The sequence below is a fragment of the Pseudovibrio exalbescens genome, assembly GCF_028737195.1.
Lineage (GTDB): Bacteria > Pseudomonadota > Alphaproteobacteria > Rhizobiales > Stappiaceae > Pseudovibrio > Pseudovibrio zosterae.
The window spans coordinates 1-20,840 of the sequence record NZ_JAQZAJ010000004.1; the positions used below are offsets into that span (position 1 = coordinate 1).

The following is a 20,840-nucleotide window of genomic DNA, read 5'->3' on the forward strand; positions in this document are numbered from 1 at the left end:
CCAACCATGCATGCCGCGCAGAACAAACGCACAAAGGCAAAAACACGCCGTGGCGCGGCAAATGTTGGGCGTAGTCTAGTGGGCCCGGTTGCACTCAGAACCAAGTGGCGGGGCCCACACGGTATGGCGGCGACTGCGCCTTCCGCCTTTCCCGCATCAAAGCGCTTTCAAGTCGGCGAGGATCTTGTCGGTTGTATTTTCTGTGTGCTTGATGATGCTATGGCACCAGTCTTCTTTATCGATGAATAGTGCCCTCTTGAGCTGGTTTTTGATTGCCTGTGCTTTGTCGTCGGCGACATAGGGATTTCGTTTTAACCAGTTGTCCTGCCTATGTGCCTCCAATACATCCCAGAAAGGCTTTGTGCCGAATTCATAGATGTACTTGCGCGGCTTTGTCTTGAGAGGCAGTTGATCCATGGCATTGGCCATGAGGCCTTCGATGAGCGAGGTGGTGCCTTCTGGATCGCGGGTGTTGTGAAGCGCTATGAGTTCAAGATCACCCTGAGCGCCGAGGCCAGTATGTAGATCTATCATGGTGGCATGATCGGTGGAGGCGGCATATCCTTGCAGGATCTCCTCCAGAGTTCGTGCCGGAGCGGTCTGGTGAGTGCCGCCATAGAACAGGCCCATCGGGTGCGTGTGCTGCCCTTTCAGAACCCTCTGGGTGAGGGCGCTGATGCCATTCTCCTCAATGTATTGAAGGAGCGGCGCTTCTTGAACTGCCCGTTCCGGGCCTTCAATGGCGTCCGTGCAAATGGCTCTGTGCAGCTCAGCGTAGTCTTCATTGGAAGGCAGAGGCGCAGTAAAGTCGCGGTAATTGCGGTTGGGGTCAACATTGGTTTCGTCTGTTCGTGTCATGAGAACCGCGCCAGCAGGATTGATGGCGTGAATGAAGATGAGCTGGATGTCGCGCGGCCTTTCATCAGCGTACTTGTGCAGAAGGAAGAGCTGGAGGCCTGAGCCGGCGGTCAGCTCTGTTCCGTGTACCCCGGACATGATGAAGAGACGCTTGCGTGCGTTGTCCGGCCCCAGCCTTGCAACCAGCGTCCGTACCGGGCCGCTGAGGCTCTTGAAACCACGATACGCCAGGTTTTCCAAGGGTAACCCCTTTGCAGAGCAAGCTGCGTCAAAGCGACTCTGTGCCTCGAAAAAATCTTTAGAAAACCACGAGGAATAAAGCATGATAAGGGCCTGAAACTGTTGAAGCTATATGGTGAACCGACTTGGACAACCATAAGCAAGGTGATACACAATCCTAAGGGGTAAATACATCACGTGTTTTACGCCCGAGGGAGAAATTGGGGCCAAATGAAAAAACTCATTCTTGATGTTGATACCGGGACAGATGATGCCGTCGCTGTAATGCTTGCCGCCCTCCATGACGATTTGGAGTTGGTGGGGGTGACAACCGTGAACGGGAACGCTGAGGTTCACTATTGTACGGAAAACACGCTGCGTGTTTTGGATGTAATTGGGCGCTCTGACATTCCGGTGTTTGAAGGTTTGGCCAAGCCGTTTGCGCGCCCGGATTTCCCCACGCCCCGCCGCAAGGATGATCTAACCGATAAGATACACGGAAAATATCTTGACCTGCCTCCGGCGACCTCGCGCAAGCAGGAGACCGGTGCAGTTGAATATCTCATCGAAACCTATCGGGCCACAACTGATCCGATCACGCTTGTTCCAGTTGCACCGCTGACCAACATTGCGGCCGCACTGACGCTCTACCCCAAGCTGGTTGACCTTGTTCCGGAGCTTGTGATCATGGGTGGAGGGCACCTGCATGGCAATGTGACGCCATCTGCTGAGTTCAACATCTGGGCAGACCCTGAAGCGGCCGATGTGGTGTTCAAAGCGGGCTTTGAGAAAATCACGTTGGTGCCGCTGGATGCGACCCACAAGGCTTTGGTAACCCGTGATGACTGCGCAGCGCTCAGAGCGCTTGGTACACCTGCCGGGGATGCAACTGCCACAGTAGTTGAGCACCGCATTGGTGTTCATGACAAGATCCAGCGCATGGAAATCGCCCATAGCGCGCCAGTGCATGACGCGCTATGTGTTGCCTATCTGGTGGAGCCGAATGTGATCACCACACAAGCTCATCCGGTTGCAATTGAGACACAAGGTGCGTTGACTGTGGGCCGCACCGTGATTGATGTTCGGCGTCGGGGCACGGATACGCGGCTCGTGGATGTGGCATTTGATGCAGACGCCAGGGCGTTTGTTGACCTCATGCTCAATACCTTCGGCAAACAACGCGGATAGGGGCTTCCGTGACTTCTTACTTCATCGTCGACACAGACGGCGGCACAGACGACGCATTGGCGCTGCTCATGCTCATTGGGATGGGAAAGCGCCCGGATGCGATCACTACCTGTTTTGGCAATGTGGGCTTGGAGCAAGCCACAATAAATATCCTTGATACTGTAGCGATTGCCGGAGACAGCATTCCGGTGCACATGGGTGCGGACAGGCCCATGGTGGGGCCTTTGATTGATGCAACTGATGTGCATGGGGGCGATGGCCTTGGCGGTGTAGCGCGCCCAGAACATCGTGGTGAGATCACTTCCCGTGACGCAGTCGGTTTGATCCGCTCAAAGTTGCAAGATGCATGCAAGGGCGGGGTGCCGGTAGAGATCTTGACCCTGGGACCGCTGACCAATCTTGCGCGGGTGCTGGGTGAAACCCCTGAACTCGCCAAGGGGATCAAGCGACTATGGATCATGGGCGCGACCTGCCGCGGTCGGGGGAATGTGACGATCTCAGCAGAGTTCAACATTTACTGCGACCCGGAAGCGGCGGAAGTGGTTTTTGGAATTCCATGCAACACGCTGGTGATCCCATGGGAGCCCTGCTTGCAGACGGCCATTCCGGGCGCGGCCATTGAGGGCATGTTGGCGCGGTTGCCGAAAGGGCCGCTTTGGGACTTTTCTCGAGGCATCTGTGACTACGGCCGTCAGCGCAGCCTGAACTGGTATGACGAGGATAACCTGATCATGCCTGACACGCTCGCTGCGGCCTGTGTACTGGATGAGGAGGTCTCAACACGTACAATGGTATGCGGTCTCGTGGTGGAGACAGGCGGTGCGCACAGCCGTGGGGCAACTTTTGTGGACCATGAAAACAAGAGCACGCAACCTCCGGTCGGGATTGTCGAAAAGGCAGATCGGACGAAGCTGGAGAAGCTCTTCGAAATGTCACTTCAGAAGTTGGCGAAAGGCTAACAAGATCAAAAGCCAGCGAGCAACCCGCTGGCTTTTTGCTTTCATAGCAGCAAGGACCATGCTGTCACCGCCAGCATGAGCATAGCCATGGCGATGGTCGTGACGCGCAGGACCTTGCCCTCTCCAATGACGCTCAGAATGGACTGACCGGCTAAAGCCCACAAGGAGTGGGAGATGAGACCGCCCGCCAAAAAGCCCAGGGTGAGAATAAGGGCGCTCTCAAGCTGCCCCAGATTGTTGGCAGCAAAGAACGTTGTGAAGGCAACAAGGCTCATGGCCCATGTTTTGGGGCTGAGCGGATGGATGAGCAGGCCCTCCCAAAAGCTGGGCAGAGATACTGCGCCTTTGGGCTGGATGCTCAGGTTGACAATGCGCCACGCCAAATAGGTCATGTAACCCATACTAACGATCTTGAACACGGTCACGATGGGACCACCCTGCGCCATGACGTGACCAAGGCCAAAAGCTACGCATAGATTCAAGAAGATGCTGCCGATCTGCGAGGCCAATATGACCGGGATCGCGGTCTTGTAGCCCGCACTCGTGCCAATCGCCATGAACGTCAGATTGCCCGGCCCAGGCGTGCCCGTCATGATCGCGACGAAGACGGCAAATGCGCCGATTGTTGCTATATCCATGATGATTGTATCCATACAATTGAAGCGACTACATGCGTGTGATAGAGGTAGCTGAGTAATTGTATTGGTCAATGGAATTATTGTTACCATGACAATGTGGGTGCCAGACATAGAGGGGGCTGAAGGGCCTAAATACCTTGCCATTGCAGAGATGTTGGCACGGGATGTCGCCGATGGGCGCTTGCAGCCGGGAGAGAAATTGCCACCGCAGCGAGAGCTGGCGTACCAACTCGGGGTGACGCTTGGCACCATCAGCCGCGCTTATGCGGAAGCGGAGCGGCGCAAGCTGGTGAAAGGCGAAACAGGACGTGGAACGTTTGTGTGTGCTAATGAAGATGCGCCCCCATCGCCCCTGACACCTCCGGTAGATGGCAGCAGCAACCTGGATCTGGCGCGGAACTTTGCATTCGCTGCGCTAAACCCGGATCTGGGGGCAGCCATGATGGCAGTTGCACGTCTGCCGGACCTGGCCAGTTTGAATGCCTATGTCCCGTCAGAGGGGTTGGAGCACCATCGGCGTGCAGGTGCCGAGTTTTTCAACGCGCATTACGGCGGAGACGTGACTGCACAGCAGACGTTGGTGACCTGCGGTGCACAGCACGGCATCAAGGTGCTGATCAACGGATTGTTTGAGCGCGGTGATGTGATTGGCGTTGATGAGCTGTGCTATCCGTCTTTGCTGGATAGCGCCGTTCATGATGGATATCGGCTGATGCCAATCTCCAACCTGCGTAAGTCGGATGGCTCACTGGGCGCTATGGATCCAGAGGCGATTGGGGATGCAGCAAAGCGCTATGGTCTTCGCGGGCTTTTTATAATGCCGAGTGTTCAGAACCCCACCACGCATACGATGACATTGGCGGAAAGGGTGGCGATCGCCGAGGCATGCGGTGCCCATGGAGTGAAGATCATTGAGGATGATCCCTATACTCCATTCCTGAGCGAGAAAGCAGCGCCGTTTTCCCAGCTTCTTCCGGAACTTACAGCGTCGATAAGCTCCATGTCCAAGGTGATGGCCCCCGGTCTGCGCGTCGGGTTTGTGCATTTGCCGATGATGCGGACAGCAGGCATTCGGAACTTCATCGGTGAGAGTGTTTGGATGGCATCGCCAGTCGCAGCGGAGATCGCATGTTATTGGGCCAGATCAGGCGCGATTGCTGACACCTTGAGTGCGAAGAGGACGGCGCTGGCACAGCGGTATAGCATGCTGCAGCGTGTGCTTGCGGGCTTCTCGGTCAAGGGCGGAGCGGAAAAGCCGTTCGCTTGGGTGAGCATGCCGGAGGGCGTAAGCTCCGTGATGGTGCAGGAACATCTAAGGGGCAGGGGCGTTGATATTCTCGCATCCCATTACTTCCAGCTTCCAGAGCGCCACCGCCATGAGGGGCTGCGCCTGTCACTTGGTAACATTGCGCGTGATGAGGACTTCGAGCGGGCGCTCATGATCCTTGGCGAAGCGCTGGAAACATTTGGCTCCGGTTCCAGAGGGCGCGAATTGATGGGGTGATGCCCCACAAAAAACGCCGGGGCAGAACCCCGGCGTTTCTCAAATCTCTAAAGACACACCCTTACATTGGGCAAGCGTTGTCTGCCATGTAGTCGTGAACCACGATCTCACCAGAGATGATGTCAGCTCTCGCAGCTTCAACAGCCTCAGCCATTTCAGCGCTTACGAGTTCCGCGTTAAACTCGTCCATGGAGTAGCCAACGCCGTCTTCAGCCAGACCCAGTGACTGGATGCCGGTGTCGAAGTTACCTTCGCTGGCGTCAATGAGTGCCTGCTCAACAGCAACATCCACACGCTTCACCATGGAGGTGAGGATGGAGCCTGGGTGCAGGTGGTTCTGGTTGGAGTCAACGCCGATTGCGTACTTGCCTTCGTCAGCCGCCGCCTGAAGCACGCCAAGACCGGTGGAACCAGCTGCGTGGAACACGATGTCTGCGCCGCGGGCAAACTGAGACTTAGCAAGTTCGCCGCCCTTCACAGGGTCATTCCAAGCGGCTGGTGTGGTGCCTGTCATGTTGCTGTAGACGGTGATGTCGCCGTTAACAGCGTGAGCGCCCTGCTTGTAGCCGCAAGAGAACTTGGAGATCAGCGGAATGTCCATGCCGCCCACAAAGCCGATCTTGCCGGTTTCGGATGCCATCGCAGCCAACATGCCGACGAGATAAGAACCTTCGTGCTCCTTGAAGACGATGGAGCGGACGTTTGGTTGATCCACGACCATGTCTACGATTGCGAACTGTGTGTCAGGGAATTCCTGAGCCACCTTCTCCATTGCTGCCGCCTGAGCAAAACCAATGCCGATGATTGGGCTCATGCCACGGCGCGCAAAGTTGCGCATTGCCTGCTCACGCTGAGAAGGGTTGGTGACTTCGAACTCGCGGTAGGCAACGCCGGTCTTTTCCTTGAACGCTTCTGCGCCACGGTAAGCCGCTTCGTTGAAGGACTTATCGAACTTGCCGCCCATGTCAAAGATCACGGCTGGTTTGATGTCTGCTGCAACTGCTCCTGTGCTGAGAGCCGTTGCAAGCAGCGCGCCAGCTGCGAGAGTTTTCAAGAAAGTCATCCCCTAATTCCTCCAGATTAAACTTCTTGGTCCATTTAGCATCTGGTGACCCGACACACAGCCTGTTTGAGAGCCCTTCGGCCCTGAGCTAGAATCGTCTGATCAACACCCGCTGAAAAGCCATAGCTCCCCTAAGGGAAGTCCAGACCTAACGCGTGCTGAATTCCTCCCAGAATCAGTGTTTCGTCAGGTTGTGCGCAATTTCTTGCCCCAGAAGCCGTAGTTGGACACAGGCTTGATATCTAATCAAGTTAAAAAGCAAATAATTTGTCAGCAGATGAAAAAAAATTCACTTACTGCTTTCCTTTTAAGCGGATTTCGAAGAGTGCTAAACTTCTGATTACCTTCTGTGCCTATGAATTAAGCTGGAATCATAAGAAGCGTATAACCCACGGAGTGCGCAAGGTGAGAAAAATAGTTGGACTGTGCCTGATGGCGCTTTTGTTCATGACTGGTGCCAGTCATGCGGCAGTGAACTCCTGCGGGAACAACTCTTCCGGGTTTAACCAATGGCTGGAGGCTTACAAAAAGCAGGCCCGGGCGGAGGGATTTTCTCCGCGCACCATTGAGATGGCGCTTGGCGGCGTGACCTACCACAGCCGGGTGATCAGCTACGACCGGAACCAGAAGTCCTTCAAGATGAGCTTTGATGACTTCTATAAGCTTCGGGTCAACAACGCATTGATCAACAAGGGGCGCAAGTTGATGCGTGAGAATGCGGCCTTGTTTGATCGCATTGAGGAGCGTTTTGGCGTGCCGCGGGAAATTGTTGTGGCCATTTGGGGACTTGAGACAGGTTACGGCCGGAACATCGGCAACATGTCTACCATGCGCTCGCTGGCCACGCTGGCCTATGACTGCCGCCGCGCTGACTTCTTTCGCAATGAACTGCGCAGCGCTCTGCTTATCGTTGAAAAGGGCGATCTGGATCCCATCCGCATGAAAGGTGCTTGGGCAGGGGAATTGGGGCAAACCCAGTTCTTGGCCAGCTCCTATATCAAGTTCGCGCTGGACTTTGATGGCGATGGCAAGCGGGACTTGCTGTACAGCGTGCCTGATGCTTTGGGCTCCACTGCCCACTACCTGCAGGCATATGGCTGGCGCTATGGAGAGCCTTGGGGGCCGGGAACCCCGAACCACGAAGTGATCCGCGCCTGGAATAAGGCCGGGGTCTATGTGAAAACCATTCAGGTGATGGCCGAAAAGCTCACCGCACCTTCCAACTGATCATTAAAAAGCCCGGATTTTGCATCCGGGCTTATGTCGTTCATGGCTTCCCCTATTAGAACAGTGGGGCTTCGTCCGGGAGATTTTGCTGGCGGCGCGCTGCTGTGAGCGTGTTGGCCATGAGCATGGCGATGGTCATTGGGCCTACGCCACCCGGTACCGGCGTGATGCTGCCCGCAACCTTGCTGGCGCTTGCAAAGTCCACATCTCCAACGAGGCGTGTTTTGCCCTCTCCCTTCTCAGGGGCAGGGATGCGGTTGATGCCGACGTCGATGACAATGGCGCCTTTCTTGATCCAGTCACTCTTGATCATTTCTGGGCGGCCAACGGCTGCGACCAATAGATCTGCACCACCAATAACGCCCTCCAGATCCTTGGTTCGGGAATGGGCGATGGTTACAGTGCAGTTTTCTTGAAGCAGCAGCTGTGCCACCGGCTTGCCGACGATGTTCGAGCGACCCACCACAACTGCGTTCATGCCGGAGAGATTACCACCCGCTGCGCGCTTGGCCAGCAGTACGGAACCTGCCGGAGTGCATGGTACAAGCGCTTTTTCAGTCTGGCCTGCGCCCAGAAGGCCGACGTTTACTGGGTGGAAGCCGTCGACATCCTTTTCAGGTTTGATGAGCTGCAAGACCTTGCCTTCATCCACGTGTTTTGGCAGTGGCAACTGTACCAGAATGCCATGGATTTCCGGGTCGTTGTTAAGCTCGGTAACCAGAGACAGAATGTCGATCTCAGACGCGTCGGCTGGCAGGGTGTGCTGTACGGAATGGAAGCCGCACTTTTGCGCCATCTTGCCTTTGCTTTTTACATAGACCTGACTGGCAGGGTCTTCGCCGACCAGCACGACCGCTAGGCCTGGCTTGACGCCGGTCGCCTCAACAAGACGGGCTGCACGGGCGCTGATTTCGTCGGTTACGGAGGCGGCTGTGGCTTTGCCGTCGATGATTGTCGCGTCGCTCATGGAGCCTCCTATTTAAAGATCACTGTGCGGTCACCGTTCAGAAGGATGCGGTGATCCAGATGGTATTTAACTGCGCGGGCAAGAACCTGACTTTCGGTGTCGCGGCCTTGCGCGATGAGTTCTTCCACGGTGTGCGCGTGCTCAACGCGGGACACGTCCTGCTCGATGATCGGGCCTTCGTCCAGATCTGCTGTAACGTAGTGAGCGGTTGCGCCGACCATCTTTACACCGCGCGCATGAGCACGGTGGTACGGGCGGGCCCCAATGAAGCTTGGCAGGAAGGAGTGGTGAATGTTGATCACCTTGCCTGCAAGTGCCTGCGACAGATCATCAGACAAGATCTGCATGTAGCGTGCAAGGATCACCAGATCGATTTTCTCGCGCTCCACCAACTCGAGGATCTGCGCTTCCTGTTCCTTTTTGGTGTCTTTGGTGACAGGCAAATAGTGGAACGGCAGTTTTTCATGCTCTACGCGGGAACGCCATGTTTCGTGGTTGGAGGCAACACCCACCAGATCCATCCGCAGCTGGCCGGTGCCGTTGCGATAGAGCAGATCGTTCAGGCAGTGACCCATCTTGGAAACCATGATGAGAACGCGCGGCTTGCGAGAAAGATCATGGACTTCCCAGTCGAAATCATAGGCGGTTGCGACCGGGCGGAACCCTTCGACAAACTGTTCGCGGGTCATGCCCTCTGGTGCGGCAAAGGAAACGCGCATGAAGAAGCGCAATGTTTCCGGATCGCCATATTGGGCGCTTTCGCAGATGTTGCAGCCTTGAGAGGCGATGCAATTGGCAACGGCAGCAACGATCCCCTTCCTATCTCCGCAGGATAGGGTCAACACAAAGTTGGCTTGGCTGTTCATGATCAGCACGTGGTCCTTGATGTTTCTCGAAATTTTGGCGGGAGCATAGGCATTGTGTTGCGCGAAAGAAAGATGAAATCTTGGGTTAAGTTAGGAAAAGTGCGCTGTTTTCTTTCGGCAGAGCTTGTTTGCGCTGACCCTGAACCGGGCTGACCATTGGTAACTTTACAATGGTTAGATCTTATCCGCTATAGACCGGGAATTGCTGGGTTTTAAAGGGATTCCTATGCTCCCACGGTCGCAACTTTAGGTAAGTGGAGCCCCTTCATGAAGATTTGCATGGTAGTGGAAGCGTTCGAAGGGGACGAGATTGAAGCAACAGCAGCTGATTTGAGTTCTGCTCTGGTGGACCGGGGCCATGAGGTGACGCTGGTAAGCCTTACTGGTGCACTGCACCCTTCTGCCACGTTGGATGCACGGGTGAATGTCACCGCCTTCTCCAGAGGCAAGGCCTCGGTAGCGGTGGGCGATTTGGTGCGGTTGTTTGAGCAAGATCGGCCAGATGTGGTGGTCTCCCATGGCGCAAGAGCCAATACGACAGCGATAGCTGCTGGCAAGTTGCGCAGTAGCCCTGCTGTGCCTGTGGTTGCGGTGGAACACCGTGGCTTTTCCATGGATGCGACCCTTTCCGAGGATGAGCGACGGGAAACAGCACTTCTGGCTGTGCCCTACAGCTACAAGGATGCGGACTGCATTGTGTGCGTGTTCAACTCGATCAGCGAGTTGATGGCGCTTTGCGATTGGCTGACTGAAGGCGCAGTGCGAGTTATCCATAATCCAATGGTGCCATTTGATATTTTTGAGAGGTCAGAGCACCCCATAGACGAACCATGGTTCCAGCCCGGACATAGTGCCGTGGTTTTGGCCACGGGGCCACTGCACCACAAGCAAGGCTATGACATCTTCCTGCAAGCACTGGCGGTGGCACGCTATGCGGTGGAAGTGCGTGGCTATCTTTTGGGCGATGGCGGCGAGTTGGAGGCCTTGAAACAGGCAGCCTCAAATCTGGCACTGGAAGACATTGTGGCCGTACATGACGAAGTGTCAGATAAAGAGCGGTTTCTGAGAGCGGCCAATGTGTTCGTCTTGCCCAGAGCGGGGGATGGGTTTGACCGAAATCTGGCCTGGGCCATGGCGCTGGGTACGCCAGTTGTGGCACCGGAAAACCATCCCGTTCACGAGGAGTTGCTCAGGGACGCGGATGCTGCCCGCTTGTTTCCTGAAGGGGATGCTTCCGCGCTTTCAAAGGCAATTGTTGACCTCAGCAAGTACCGCAAGCCTGCCGAAGACCTGACGGACAGAGCTCGGGCGTTTTCGGCAGAGCGGGTGTTTGATGCTTACGAGGGACTGCTCAAGCAAGTGACGCGGGGCGGTTCAGGCGGTTAAGTCATGCAATTATCCGGTGCCGGTTGCCTTTTGTTGGCATAAGTGGTCGGAGTGAGAGGATTCGAACCTCCGACCCCCTCGTCCCGAACGAGGTGCGCTACCAGACTGCGCCACACTCCGACATCTTTCTTTCGATTTCTATCTACATTGTATGAAAACGCTTTTTTGCGTCAAGAACGCGAAAGTGACAGATAAGCTGCCTAAGACCGCTGACCGATTGCGGCAGCTCGGTAGATTCTGATGGTGGAGGCAGGCGAGAGGAGGTATGGGCCATGCGTATTTCTGCTGTGGACCAATTGCGAGTTTCTCACAAAGAATGAAATGGCAGAGCTTGCCTAATCAAAACGAGATGGCTATACAAAGCGCCACACAGCGATGGGGTGTAGCCAAGTGGTAAGGCAACGGTTTTTGGTACCGTGTATCGTAGGTTCGAATCCTACCACCCCAGCCAGCTTTTTCCTCCTAAAAAACTGAAGAATTTTAAAGCCTTAGCAATGGCGCATAGTGCTGCGTTTTGTCGTGGCTACCCCACACCGCACAGGCGGTATGGGTCAGGCGTTCGGCGTAAGGCGTGCTAGTCGAGATCGGCGAAGGACCTGCTGGTGGTTGCCAGACGTTCAAGCAGAGGGCTTGGTTCAACGCCGTCCATGGTCTGAAGCGCCTTTAGGATGGTTTTGGTGCCGATGGTATCCGCATAATGCATCAAGCCGCCGCGCCAGCGGGGGAAGCCGTAGCCGTGGATCTCCACCAAGTCGATGTCAAGCGGACGGGCGGCAATGCCTTCTTCGAGAATAAAGCAAGCCTCATTGATCATGGGCAGCAGGATTGCTTGCTGAATTTGCTGTTCTGAGCGGCTTTGCTGCGGGGTGCCCAACTCGTTTGCGATCTCTCGGATAAGGGCGTTGACCTCCTCATCTTCAATGGGCGCGCGTGCCCCCTCTTGATAGACATACCAGCCCTTGCTGCGCTTCTGGCCGAAGCGCTCAAGGGCACACAGCCGGTCTGAGATAGGGGCGAACACATCCTGTCCCTGCTCCCGGGCAGCGGTGCGCTGTGCGGCAGCAATATCGAGGCCTGCAAGATCTTGCATTTCGAATGGACCCATTGCGAGGCCAAAGGCGCGCATGGCGCTGTCAACTTGGTGGGGTGTAGCGCCCTCCAAAAGCAGGCGTTCGGAATGTTTGCGGTAGACCTTCAGAATGCGGTTGCCAATAAACCCGTCGCACACACCCGAGCGAATGCCAATTTTGCCCAGACGTTTGGCCAGCGCAAAACCTGTGGCGAGCACATCTGGGGCGGTTGGCGCAGCCTCGACGATTTCCAGCAGCTTCATGATATGCGCGGGGCTAAAAAAGTGCAGGCCGACTACATCGCTTGGGCGATCGGTGGTACGGGCGATTTCGTTGACATCCAGATAGGAGGTGTTGGTCGCCAAAATGGCCTTGGGCTTCAATGCTTGGCCCAGTGCCTGGAACACCTGTTTCTTGATGGCCATGTTTTCAAAGACAGCCTCGATTGCGAGGTCTATCTCTGCCAGATCGTTGTAGTCGGTGGTTTGGTGCAGACTGTTGAATTTTTCTTCGGCAGCTTTTTCAGTAATGAGGCCGCGTTTTGCACTTGCCTGCAAGAGGCCTTTTATGCGGTCAGTCCCTGCTTCGAGGCTGGGCTGGTCTCTTTCTACCAACGTGACTTCGAAACCTGCGTTTATGAAGCAAAGGGCAATGCCTGCTCCCATGGTGCCGCCGCCAATGATAGCAACCTGTTCAACCGGGCGGGGGCGGATGTCGGCGAGCCCCTCAAGCTTGGAAGAGGCGCGTTCTGCAAAAAAGACGTGACGCAGGGCTTTGGCCTGATCTGAGGTGCGCAGTTGCAGAAACATTTCCCGTTCTCTGGCGTAGCTCTCTTCAAAGGTTAGCTCCACAGCGCTTTTCACCGCTTCCAAGGCAACCAGAGGTGACTTTTGTCCTTTGGCCTTCTTCGTCAGCACCGCCGATGCGCTTTCCCAGAACTGTGGAAGCGGAGCAGCCTGCGGCAGTGCGCGGTCTCGGGTGGCCAGAGGGCGAGGGTGTTCGATAATCCCGCGGGTGAAAGCCTGTGCCGTTTCAAGAAGATCGCCCGTGATGAGGGCGTCTAGAATGCCCAAGGCCTTTGCCTGTTCGGCTGCAACAGGTTTTCCAGTGGTAATCATTTCCAAGGCGGTAGAGATGGGGGTGAGGCGTGGAAGGCGGACAGTGCCTCCAGCGCCTGGAATGAGGCCAAGAGTAACTTCTGGAAGGCCAACTTTGGCGCTGCGGTCCGCGATGCGGTAATGGCAGCCAAGAGCCACTTCAAATCCACCTCCCAGAGCGCTGCCGTGAATGGCAGCGACCCAGGGTTTGGGGCAGGCTTCAATGGCATCAATCACCTGTGGCAAACTTGGCTCTTGGGCAGGCTTGTTGAATTCGCGCACATCTGCGCCAGCAATGAACGTTCGGCCTTCGCAGATGAGCAGGGCCGCCTTAACGTTTTCTGCTGTCTCAACCTTTTGCACCGCGGCGAGAAGGCCCTGTCTGACAGCATGGGACAGGGCGTTGACAGGTGGGTTGTTGACGCGCACCACAGCGATTGCGTCTTTGATCTCAACGGTTACAGGCATTGCTTCCTTCATTGAATTAGACACCCAGATACGCCTCGCGAACACGGTCATCTGCAAGGAGGTCCTGTGCTGGAGCCGCCATGATGATCTGGCCGGTTTCCATCACGTAGCCCCGGTCCGCGATGGACAAGGCGGCAAAGGCGTTTTGCTCCACCACGAAGACGGTGACACCCATTTCCTTGAGGCTTTTTACAGTATCGAGGATCTGATCGACGAGGATGGGCGCGAGGCCGAGGCTTGGCTCATCCAGAAGCAGACAAATGGGGCGGCCCATCAAAGCGCGCGCAATGGCAAGCATCTGCTGTTGCCCACCGGAAAGGCCACCTGCAGGCAAGTTGCGTTTTTCCCTCAGGATCGGAAACAACGCGTAGGCTTCCTGCATGTCTTTCTCAACCCGCTCATCGCGGTAGCGATAGGCCCCGAGGCGCAGGTTTTCTTCAACCGACAGATTGGTGAATATCTGACGTCCCTCAGGCGATTGCAGCAGGCCCTGACAAACGCGGGTATGAGGCGCTGTGCCCGTCAGGTTCTCTCCCCGAAAATGAATTGTTCCTTGGGAAACGGGTTGCACGCCGGACAAACACCGGAGCAACGTGGTCTTGCCTGCGCCGTTGGCTCCGACAAGGGTAACGATCTCGCCAGAGTGAACCTCGAGTGTGATGCCGTGCAACACCTCGATGCGGCCATACTTGGAACGAAGGCCTTCAACCGAGAGCATGAGCGGCCTCCTTTCCTCCGTGGCTACCAAGATAAGCCTCCACCACCTTTGGGTCACGGCTGATTTCCGAAGGCTTACCTTCTGCGAGTTTTTCTCCGTAGTTGAGCGCGATGACGTGGTCGGAGATTTTCATCACCAGTTTCATGTCGTGCTCAACCAGTAAAATCGCGACACCTTCCTTTGCTATCTCAGCGATCAGCTCGTCGATCTCTTCCGTTTCCACGGCGTTACATCCGGCTGCGGGCTCGTCCAGCAACAAGATTTTCGGGTCGCAAGCCAACGCACGTGCAATGTCGATGCGCTTGAGGGCACCGTATGACAAGGAAGATGCTTCCATGTGTGCTGCCTTTACCAAGTGAACGCGTTCCAGCAGCGCCATGGCTTTTTCTTGTGTTTGCCGGTTGCGCCGACTGCTGGAGGGGAGGCGCAGAAGATCCGCCCAGATGGGGCTGCGCTCCGACATGTGACATCCGACCATAACGTTCTCCAGGGCGGTCATCTGATCAAAGCTCTGGAGGTTCTGGAAGGTGCGTGACATCCCTCGTTCGGCCAGCTTGTGCGGCTCCATGTCCGTAACGTCCCGACCTTCCAGCACGACGTGCCCTCGGCTGGGCTGGTAGATGCCGGAGATCATGTTGAACAGGGTGGTCTTGCCTGCGCCATTTGGACCGATGATGGAGACGATTTCGCCGGGCTGCACGTCGAAGTCGAGCGCGTTTACAGCAGTTATGCCGCCAAAATCGATGCCAAGGCCTATTACGCTCAAAAGGGTCATGGAATTGCCCTCCGGAGCATGAGTTTGCGTAGGGTAGGCAACAGGCCGTCGCGCATGAAGATCATGACCAGCATCATGATCAACCCAAGCATGACATGTTCGTACTCGTGAAACATGGTGAGTACTTGCGGCAGGGCGGTGAGCAAGGTTGCCCCGGCGATGCCACCCAGCACCGAACCTGCGCCGCCTAAGACCGTCATGGTGACCAGCTCTACGGAATGCAGGAAGCTTGCAATATCAGGGGTGATGAACCGATTGAACAGCGCTAAAAGGGACCCTGCTACAGAGGCGTATGCTGCCGAGATCACGAAAGCGACAAGTTTGTATCTGGCCACATCCGCGCCGACGGTCTTGGCGGCAATCTCAGAGTCGTGCAGAGAACGTAGCACGCGGCCGGTAGGGCTGTTGTAAAGGTTCAAGGCCAGCCATGCTCCAATGAGCAGCATCCCCCCTCCGAACCAGTACCATACAACTGAGGTCTTTACCTTGAAACCGAGCGTTTCTCTGACAGCCTTGGCAAGACCGAGGCCTTCAACGGCCATGCCATCAGGTCCGCCGGTGAGTTGAGTTTCGTTGGTCAGGACCATGGATATGAGCATTCCAAGCCCGAGTGTCGCGACTGCCAGATAATGCCCTTTGAGGCGCAAGATGGGGCGGCCGACAAACCACGCAAGCAATGCTGAAACAACAGCACCCAGAATAAGGCTTGCGAAGGGGTGGAGGCCTAAATGGACTGGCCCCAAGGCGCAGGCATAAGCCCCTATTCCTGAAAACCCGGCGTGACCCAAGCTGATCTGGCCCGCATAGCCAATGAGGATGACGAGGCCTATGACAGCGATGGAGTTGATGAAGATGAGTGTGCCCACCCGATAGTAGAACGATGAGGGGAACAACATGGGTGCCAGTGCGATCAGGATCGTCAGAATGATGAGTGCACGCACCCGCGGTGGCAGATAGGCTGTCATGTTTACACCCGCTCCATGGATTTTGCACCGAACAGGCCTTGCGGCATGACGAATAAGGTTAGCAGGATTACAATAAAGGCAGCTGCGTCCTTGTACTCGGAGGTCAGGTACCCGGCCGTCGTTGCCTCTATGAGGCCAATGAACAAGCCTCCGACCAGCGCTCCGAAGGGATTGCCCATGCCGCCGAGCATGGCAGCCGCGAAACCTTTCAACGCCAGCATAACGCCGATGTCGTAGCTGGTGAGCGTAATCGGGGTGACTAGAACTCCCGCGGTAGCCCCAACTGCAGCGGACAGGCCGAAGCTTAATGCCATGATGAAGTTGGTATTGATGCCCACCAGACGCGCGGCGAGGCGGTTGTTGGCCGTTGCAAGGATGGCTTTGCCGGTGAGGGTTCTTGTGAAGAAGGCATAGAGGCCCGCAAAAACAAAGGCGGCACCAAACATGACCCAGATGCTCTGGGGAAGCAGCGTTGCGCCCGCAATGTGGAGCGGGTCATCGCCCGAGAAGGATGGATAGCGGTGCAGCTGCTTGTCGAAAATGATCTGAGCGAGGCCGCGCAGGAAGATGGATGCGCCGATTGTGATGATAATCAAGTTAACGACGGATGCACCGCGAGCTGGCTCGATGGCCAGCTTGTTCAAGAGAACACCAACGAGTGCGGTGATGAAGATGGCAAGAAAGGCAGCGCCCCACAGGGGCAGGCCTGCCTCAAAAATGAAGACGGTCAACATTCCACCAAGCATCACGAACTCCCCTTGTGAGAAGTTCACAACCTCAGAGGCGTTGTAGATGATCGTGAAGCCGAGAGCGACGAGCGCATACACTGCGCCGACCGTCAGCCCTGAGAACACGAACTGCAGCAATTCGGACATGTCGCCCAAGCCTTTTCAAAGTTTTGAATTTACCGAAGCATTCATGCGTCACAGCGAGCGGCGGAAGGCCGAAACCCTCCGCTGCTTTAGCATTTATTCAACGATGGTCCAGTTGCCATCGCGGATCTCCAGCATCTTGAATGCGGAAAGATCAAGGCCAAGGTGGTCTTCTGCAGACATGTTGACCACGCCGCCAGTGCCGACGAAGCCACGGGTGTTCTCCAAGGCGTCCCGGACCGCTTCAGGATCAGAAGAGCCTGCAGTCTCCATTGCGGCAACAAGCATTTTGAAGGCGTCGTATGCATGCCCGCCGAAGGTGGATACCGGTTCACCGGTCGCGGCTTCATAAGCTTTGATGTATCCGGTGACGACCGGCTTTTGTGGATCATCATCTGCGAGATCCGATGCGACGAGCAGAGCGGCCGCTGGCAGACGAACGCCCTCTGCAGCGTCTCCTGCCAGTTCAATGAAGCTCTTGGAGGCGACACCGTGTGACTGGTAGAGCGGCAGGTCAATGCCGAGCTGGCGATAGTTGCGCGTTACAATGGCAGGGCCTTGACCAAATCCGGGATTGACCACGGCCTGAATGCCTTCTGCGTTCTTGATGTTCGTCAGCTGCGGTGTCATGTCGGAATCTGACGGGCCATAGGTTTCATCGGCTACCACTTCGATTTGGTAATTACCTGCAACATCAAGGCATTGGCCGCGCATGGACTTGCCAAAGCCGCCGGTGCCGGAAATCATGCCAATCTTACTGATGCCGTTGGCCTGCATGTCGGTAAAGATTTTTTCGCAGGCCATGCGATCTGTGTGCGGGGTCTTGAAAACCCATTTCTTTACAGGGTCAATAATTGCTACAGCACCTGCAAGAGAAATAAATGGGATCTCGTTTTCCTCGAAAATCGGGATCATGGCCATGGTGGCGCCAGAGGTGGTGCCGCCAATGACGGCGACAACTTCGTCATCTTCTACCAACCGAGTTGCGAAGGTCCGGGCCTTGTTGGGGTCACCGCCATCATCATACTGGATCAGCTTGATTGGTTCGCCGTTGACACCGCCTGCTGCGTTTACCTCGTCCACCAGCATGGCAAGTGTCTTGGCCTCCGGATCGCCCAAGAACGAAGCGCGTCCGGTGATGGCAAGGGTTGAGCCGATCAGGATCTCGGCGAAGGCTGGGGTTGCGAGTGTGGTCATGGCAGCGGTTGCTGCGGCCAGCGTGGTCGTCTTGAAGACCTCTTTCAGTTTCATGTCATTCCTCCCAAAACTAACATGAATTCCAATGGACCCTCGCCTGGACGGCGAGGGGTGATGTCGTTCCTGCTGCGTTAAGCAGCCTTGTGGCGGCGTACCGCAGTGATGCGGAAGCGATTGGCCACGAATGCGGAATCTGTGAGACAGGCATTCCCCGCAGGATTGGCCCCGCTCACGTGATAGTCGCTGAAAGCCGCATTCTGGTTGACGAAAACGCTACCAGTCAGGTTGCAGGACAAGCCGACGCCCGCATCTGCAAATGCATCTGCGGCCCGATCAAGAACGCTCTCGTCTGTTGCGTAGATACCCGCGGTGATGGCGCCTTTTGTCTTTGCGGCATTGGCTGCACGCTCAATTCCATCTTGGGTGTCGTCGACCGCAACAACGAAGCTGATCGGGCCAAACCGTTCTTCCAGATGAGCCTCAGAGTGAGCTGCATCGACCTTGAGGATCATCGGCGTTGCTGTGCGCGCCTCTTCAAGACCCTCTATGCCGGTGGATGGACGTACCACCTCACCCAAACCTTCGCTTTGCTTGACGCGCTCCAGCGTTGCGGGATTAACAATAGCACCGCAAATTCCGGCAGCACGGGCTGGATCGCCCAGCAGCTTGTCGACGGAGATCTTGATGCCTTCAGCTACCTGCTCAAAGGACTTGTGTCCCTGATCCGTTTCAATTCCCTCTCGTGGCACCCAAATCGCCTGCGGCGCTGTGCACATCTGACCACTGTACAGAGAGAGGGAGAAGCCGATGTTGGAGCACATACCCTTGAAGTTATCTGTCGAGGACACAACGATGGAGTTGACGCCGGCTTCCTCGGTGTAGACCTGCGTGTTTTCCGGGGCGTTGTCGCGAACCCACTTGCCAAACGCGTTGGAGCCTGTGAAGTCGATGATGTTGATGTCCGCGTTGGTAACCAAGTCCTTGGTTTTTTCTGCGCCGGGCTCATCTGCAGCCAGCAGCAGCACGTTCGGGTCGAAGCCTGCCTCTGCCAAAACCTCGCGGCCAATCTTGATTGTAAGCGCTAGCGGCAGGATTGCCATCGGATGTGGCTTGACAATGACCGTGTTGCCAGTTGCAAGGCTGCCAAAGATGCCTGGGTAGCCATTCCAGGTCGGGAAAGTCGCACAGCCAATGGTGAGCGCAATGCCTCTTGGTATTACCCGGAAGGATTTTTCCATGACAATCGGGTCGTGTTTGCCCTGCGGTTTGGTCCAAGTTGCCGAGCCCGGTGTCTTCGTCATTTCATCGAAGGCGTAGGCAACCGCTTCCAGACCACGGTCCTGCGCGTGCGGGCCTCCCGCTTGAAACGCCATCATGAAAGCTTGGCCGGTTGTATGCATCACTGCATTGGCCATCTCGAAAGAGTGACGATTGATGCGGTGCAGGATTTCAAGGCAGACACCAACTCGCGCTTCGATTGTGGCTTTACCCCAAGCTTTTCCTGCGGCCTTCGAGGCTAGGATCAACTCGTCAACGGTGGCCGACGGGTACTTGATATCTAACGCCAGACCATAGGGGGACACCTCTTTGCCGACTGTGCCTGTGCCCGGATGTCCCTCAATTGAAAAGGTTTTTCCCAAGAGGTCCTTGAAGGCAGCTTCTCCGTCGTCCTTTGCGGTTTCCCCATAAACGCGAGGGCTCGGTGATTCCGGATAGGCCGACCAGAAGTCACGTTTGCGCAGCGCGTCACAGGCGGCGGTCAGGGTTTCCTGATGGGTCTTGAAATACTCACTCATCTATCTCTCCCAAACGATCCAAGCACTCGTTTAAATTGCAATGAGTAGCAGCGATGGATCAAAATTATTTGTCTCACGTTCTTCGGTTATGATTGACCGACCGGACGGATTATGCAAGATAATTTTATATTGATTGCAGAAAACGAACGATTTGAATAGCGAAAGCTAAGTGTTTCCGCGGTGTTGCGATTGAGACTCGGGAGGGACAGGCAATGGCAGAGCAACCGGTACTGGTCGAAAAGAAGCAGTGTTTCACGGTGATAACCCTGAACCGGCCAGACAAGTTGAACGCCTTTAACGATGAACAGCATCGGGCACTTTTCGCCGCCATGAAAGAGGCGGGAGAGGACGGTGCCGTCAGAGCGGTTTTGTTGACAGGCGCTGGTCGCGGTTTCTGTGCAGGACAAGACCTCGGCGATCGAGACCCGGCAAAGATGGAGGATGGCGTTGATTTGGGAGCGACGCTGGAGACCTTCTACAATCCTCTCATTCGGCTGATCCGTTCGCTTCAAAAACCTGTCGTGTGCGCCGTAAATGGCGTAGCAGCCGGTGCCGGCGCTAACATTGCTCTTGCGTGCGATGTGGTTCTGGCAGCGAAATCCGCCCGCTTTATCCAAGCGTTCTCAAAAATCGGTCTTGTGCCTGATTCCGGCGGGACCTGGACAATGACACAGCTCATTGGAGAGGCTCGGTCAAAGGCACTGATGCTGACCGGAGCGCCGTTGATGGCGGAGACCGCAGAGCAGTGGGGGCTCATCTGGCGTGCTGTTGAGGATGAGAACCTGATGGATGAGGCCCTCGCCATGGTGGAAAGTTTTGCGGTTGGGCCAACGCTTGGACTGGCCATGACCAAAATGGCGGTGCAGGCGGCGGCGACCAACTCGCTGGATGAACAGCTTGATCTGGAGCGCGACTACCAGCGCCGACTGGGGCGATCCGCGGATTACGCTGAAGGTGTGAGCGCTTTCTTGCAAAAGCGCGCCCCGAACTTTTCCGGGAGGGAATGA

18 protein-coding genes and 2 tRNA genes are annotated in these 20,840 nt (G+C 56.0%); 7 read left to right on the forward strand and 13 right to left on the reverse strand.

Annotated elements, in window-relative coordinates; genetic code table 11:
• Positions 1–156: 156 nt before the first annotated feature.
• Entirely contained in the window at positions 157–1,182 is a 1,026-nt protein-coding gene (locus PUV47_RS12440) for a DUF2817 domain-containing protein (RefSeq protein ID WP_274218895.1), read from the reverse strand.
• Between the two features lie 126 nt (positions 1,183–1,308).
• Between PUV47_RS12440 and PUV47_RS12445 the strand changes: the two genes are divergently transcribed.
• Positions 1,309–2,265 (forward strand): nucleoside hydrolase, encoded by a 957-nt coding sequence (locus PUV47_RS12445; RefSeq protein WP_274218896.1) that lies wholly within the window; start codon positions 1,309–1,311, stop codon positions 2,263–2,265.
• An 8-nt stretch (positions 2,266–2,273) separates the two neighbouring features.
• Positions 2,274–3,224: a nucleoside hydrolase gene (locus tag PUV47_RS12450; RefSeq protein ID WP_274218897.1), complete on the forward strand. Its 951-nt coding sequence runs from the start codon at positions 2,274–2,276 to the stop codon at positions 3,222–3,224.
• Positions 3,225–3,265: 41 nt separating this feature from the next.
• On the opposite strand, the gene PUV47_RS12455 is transcribed toward PUV47_RS12450, so the two are convergent.
• A complete protein-coding gene (locus PUV47_RS12455) occupies positions 3,266–3,862 on the reverse strand; it encodes a LysE family translocator (protein WP_274218898.1) in 597 nt (198 codons plus the stop codon).
• An 88-nt stretch (positions 3,863–3,950) separates the two neighbouring features.
• Between PUV47_RS12455 and PUV47_RS12460 the strand changes: the two genes are divergently transcribed.
• Positions 3,951–5,366, forward strand: coding sequence for a PLP-dependent aminotransferase family protein (locus PUV47_RS12460; RefSeq protein ID WP_274218899.1), 1,416 nt, complete (start codon positions 3,951–3,953; stop codon positions 5,364–5,366).
• 61 nt (positions 5,367–5,427) lie between these two features.
• Here the strand turns inward: PUV47_RS12460 and PUV47_RS12465 are convergent, their stop codons facing one another.
• Positions 5,428–6,429: a BMP family lipoprotein gene (locus PUV47_RS12465; protein WP_274218900.1), complete on the reverse strand. Its 1,002-nt coding sequence runs from the start codon at positions 6,427–6,429 to the stop codon at positions 5,428–5,430.
• A 405-nt stretch (positions 6,430–6,834) separates the two neighbouring features.
• Between PUV47_RS12465 and PUV47_RS12470 the strand changes: the two genes are divergently transcribed.
• Positions 6,835–7,656: a lytic murein transglycosylase gene (locus PUV47_RS12470; RefSeq protein WP_274218901.1), complete on the forward strand. Its 822-nt coding sequence runs from the start codon at positions 6,835–6,837 to the stop codon at positions 7,654–7,656.
• A gap of 55 nt (positions 7,657–7,711) precedes the next feature.
• On the opposite strand, the gene folD is transcribed toward PUV47_RS12470, so the two are convergent.
• Together folD and purU are read right to left on the reverse strand one after the other, a co-directional pair.
• Positions 7,712–8,623 carry a bifunctional methylenetetrahydrofolate dehydrogenase/methenyltetrahydrofolate cyclohydrolase FolD gene (gene folD, locus PUV47_RS12475; RefSeq protein ID WP_274218902.1) on the reverse strand — a complete coding sequence of 304 codons (912 nt, stop codon included), beginning with the start codon at positions 8,621–8,623 and terminating at the stop codon, positions 7,712–7,714.
• An 8-nt stretch (positions 8,624–8,631) separates the two neighbouring features.
• Positions 8,632–9,489 carry a formyltetrahydrofolate deformylase gene (purU, locus tag PUV47_RS12480; protein ID WP_274218903.1) on the reverse strand — a complete coding sequence of 286 codons (858 nt, stop codon included), beginning with the start codon at positions 9,487–9,489 and terminating at the stop codon, positions 8,632–8,634.
• Positions 9,490–9,756: 267 nt separating this feature from the next.
• Between purU and PUV47_RS12485 the strand changes: the two genes are divergently transcribed.
• Positions 9,757–10,875 carry a glycosyltransferase gene (locus tag PUV47_RS12485; RefSeq protein ID WP_274218904.1) on the forward strand — a complete coding sequence of 373 codons (1,119 nt, stop codon included), beginning with the start codon at positions 9,757–9,759 and terminating at the stop codon, positions 10,873–10,875.
• A 43-nt stretch (positions 10,876–10,918) separates the two neighbouring features.
• Here the strand turns inward: PUV47_RS12485 and PUV47_RS12490 are convergent.
• Positions 10,919–10,995, reverse strand: a tRNA-Pro gene (locus PUV47_RS12490).
• A 256-nt stretch (positions 10,996–11,251) separates the two neighbouring features.
• Here PUV47_RS12490 and PUV47_RS12495 point away from each other — a divergent pair.
• A tRNA-Gln gene (locus PUV47_RS12495) sits at positions 11,252–11,326 on the forward strand.
• A 123-nt stretch (positions 11,327–11,449) separates the two neighbouring features.
• Here PUV47_RS12495 and PUV47_RS12500 read toward each other — a convergent pair.
• The 7 genes from PUV47_RS12500 to paaN all read right to left on the reverse strand — a co-directional run bounded on the left by PUV47_RS12500 (position 11,450) and on the right by paaN (position 19,833).
• Entirely contained in the window at positions 11,450–13,510 is a 2,061-nt protein-coding gene (locus PUV47_RS12500) for an FAD-dependent oxidoreductase (protein ID WP_274218905.1), read from the reverse strand.
• Positions 13,511–13,526: 16 nt separating this feature from the next.
• On the reverse strand, positions 13,527–14,228 hold the full coding sequence (locus tag PUV47_RS12505) for an ABC transporter ATP-binding protein (RefSeq protein ID WP_274218906.1): 702 nt from the start codon (positions 14,226–14,228) through the stop codon (positions 13,527–13,529).
• Positions 14,215–15,003 (reverse strand): ABC transporter ATP-binding protein, encoded by a 789-nt coding sequence (locus tag PUV47_RS12510; protein WP_274218907.1) that lies wholly within the window; start codon positions 15,001–15,003, stop codon positions 14,215–14,217. The genes PUV47_RS12505 and PUV47_RS12510 overlap by 14 nt, the downstream gene beginning before the upstream one ends.
• A complete protein-coding gene (locus PUV47_RS12515) occupies positions 15,000–15,968 on the reverse strand; it encodes a branched-chain amino acid ABC transporter permease (RefSeq protein WP_274218908.1) in 969 nt (322 codons plus the stop codon). The genes PUV47_RS12510 and PUV47_RS12515 overlap by 4 nt, the downstream gene beginning before the upstream one ends.
• A 2-nt stretch (positions 15,969–15,970) precedes the next feature.
• A complete protein-coding gene (locus tag PUV47_RS12520; protein ID WP_274218909.1) occupies positions 15,971–16,843 on the reverse strand; it encodes a branched-chain amino acid ABC transporter permease in 873 nt (290 codons plus the stop codon).
• 93 nt (positions 16,844–16,936) lie between these two features.
• On the reverse strand, positions 16,937–18,091 hold the full coding sequence (locus tag PUV47_RS12525; RefSeq protein WP_425313764.1) for an ABC transporter substrate-binding protein: 1,155 nt from the start codon (positions 18,089–18,091) through the stop codon (positions 16,937–16,939).
• A gap of 77 nt (positions 18,092–18,168) precedes the next feature.
• Positions 18,169–19,833, reverse strand: a complete 1,665-nt coding sequence (gene paaN / locus PUV47_RS12530; RefSeq protein WP_274218910.1) for a phenylacetic acid degradation protein PaaN — start codon at positions 19,831–19,833, stop codon at positions 18,169–18,171.
• A 212-nt stretch (positions 19,834–20,045) separates the two neighbouring features.
• Here paaN and paaG point away from each other — a divergent pair, with 212 nt between their 5' ends.
• Positions 20,046–20,840 (forward strand): 2-(1,2-epoxy-1,2-dihydrophenyl)acetyl-CoA isomerase PaaG, encoded by a 795-nt coding sequence (gene paaG / locus PUV47_RS12535; protein WP_274218911.1) that lies wholly within the window; start codon positions 20,046–20,048, stop codon positions 20,838–20,840.

Excerpts from the sequence above, each read along its gene's own strand:
- PUV47_RS12440 (WP_274218895.1), bottom strand. The coding sequence starts at position 1,182 with ATGCTTTATTCCTCGTGGTTTTCTAAAGATTTTTTCGAGGCACAGAGT.
- PUV47_RS12445 (WP_274218896.1), top strand. The coding sequence starts at position 1,309 with ATGAAAAAACTCATTCTTGATGTTGATACCGGGACAGATGATGCCGTC.
- PUV47_RS12455 (WP_274218898.1), bottom strand. The coding sequence starts at position 3,862 with ATGGATATAGCAACAATCGGCGCATTTGCCGTCTTCGTCGCGATCATG.
- PUV47_RS12460 (WP_274218899.1), top strand. The coding sequence starts at position 3,951 with ATGACAATGTGGGTGCCAGACATAGAGGGGGCTGAAGGGCCTAAATAC.
- PUV47_RS12465 (WP_274218900.1), bottom strand. The coding sequence starts at position 6,429 with ATGACTTTCTTGAAAACTCTCGCAGCTGGCGCGCTGCTTGCAACGGCT.
- folD (WP_274218902.1), bottom strand. The coding sequence starts at position 8,623 with ATGAGCGACGCGACAATCATCGACGGCAAAGCCACAGCCGCCTCCGTA.
- purU (WP_274218903.1), bottom strand. The coding sequence starts at position 9,489 with ATGAACAGCCAAGCCAACTTTGTGTTGACCCTATCCTGCGGAGATAGG.
- PUV47_RS12485 (WP_274218904.1), top strand. The coding sequence starts at position 9,757 with ATGAAGATTTGCATGGTAGTGGAAGCGTTCGAAGGGGACGAGATTGAA.
- PUV47_RS12500 (WP_274218905.1), bottom strand. The coding sequence starts at position 13,510 with ATGCCTGTAACCGTTGAGATCAAAGACGCAATCGCTGTGGTGCGCGTC.
- PUV47_RS12505 (WP_274218906.1), bottom strand. The coding sequence starts at position 14,228 with ATGCTCTCGGTTGAAGGCCTTCGTTCCAAGTATGGCCGCATCGAGGTG.
- PUV47_RS12510 (WP_274218907.1), bottom strand. The coding sequence starts at position 15,003 with ATGACCCTTTTGAGCGTAATAGGCCTTGGCATCGATTTTGGCGGCATA.
- PUV47_RS12515 (WP_274218908.1), bottom strand. The coding sequence starts at position 15,968 with ATGACAGCCTATCTGCCACCGCGGGTGCGTGCACTCATCATTCTGACG.
- PUV47_RS12520 (WP_274218909.1), bottom strand. The coding sequence starts at position 16,843 with ATGTCCGAATTGCTGCAGTTCGTGTTCTCAGGGCTGACGGTCGGCGCA.
- PUV47_RS12525 (WP_425313764.1), bottom strand. The coding sequence starts at position 18,091 with ATGAAACTGAAAGAGGTCTTCAAGACGACCACGCTGGCCGCAGCAACC.
- paaN (WP_274218910.1), bottom strand. The coding sequence starts at position 19,833 with ATGAGTGAGTATTTCAAGACCCATCAGGAAACCCTGACCGCCGCCTGT.
- paaG (WP_274218911.1), top strand. The coding sequence starts at position 20,046 with ATGGCAGAGCAACCGGTACTGGTCGAAAAGAAGCAGTGTTTCACGGTG.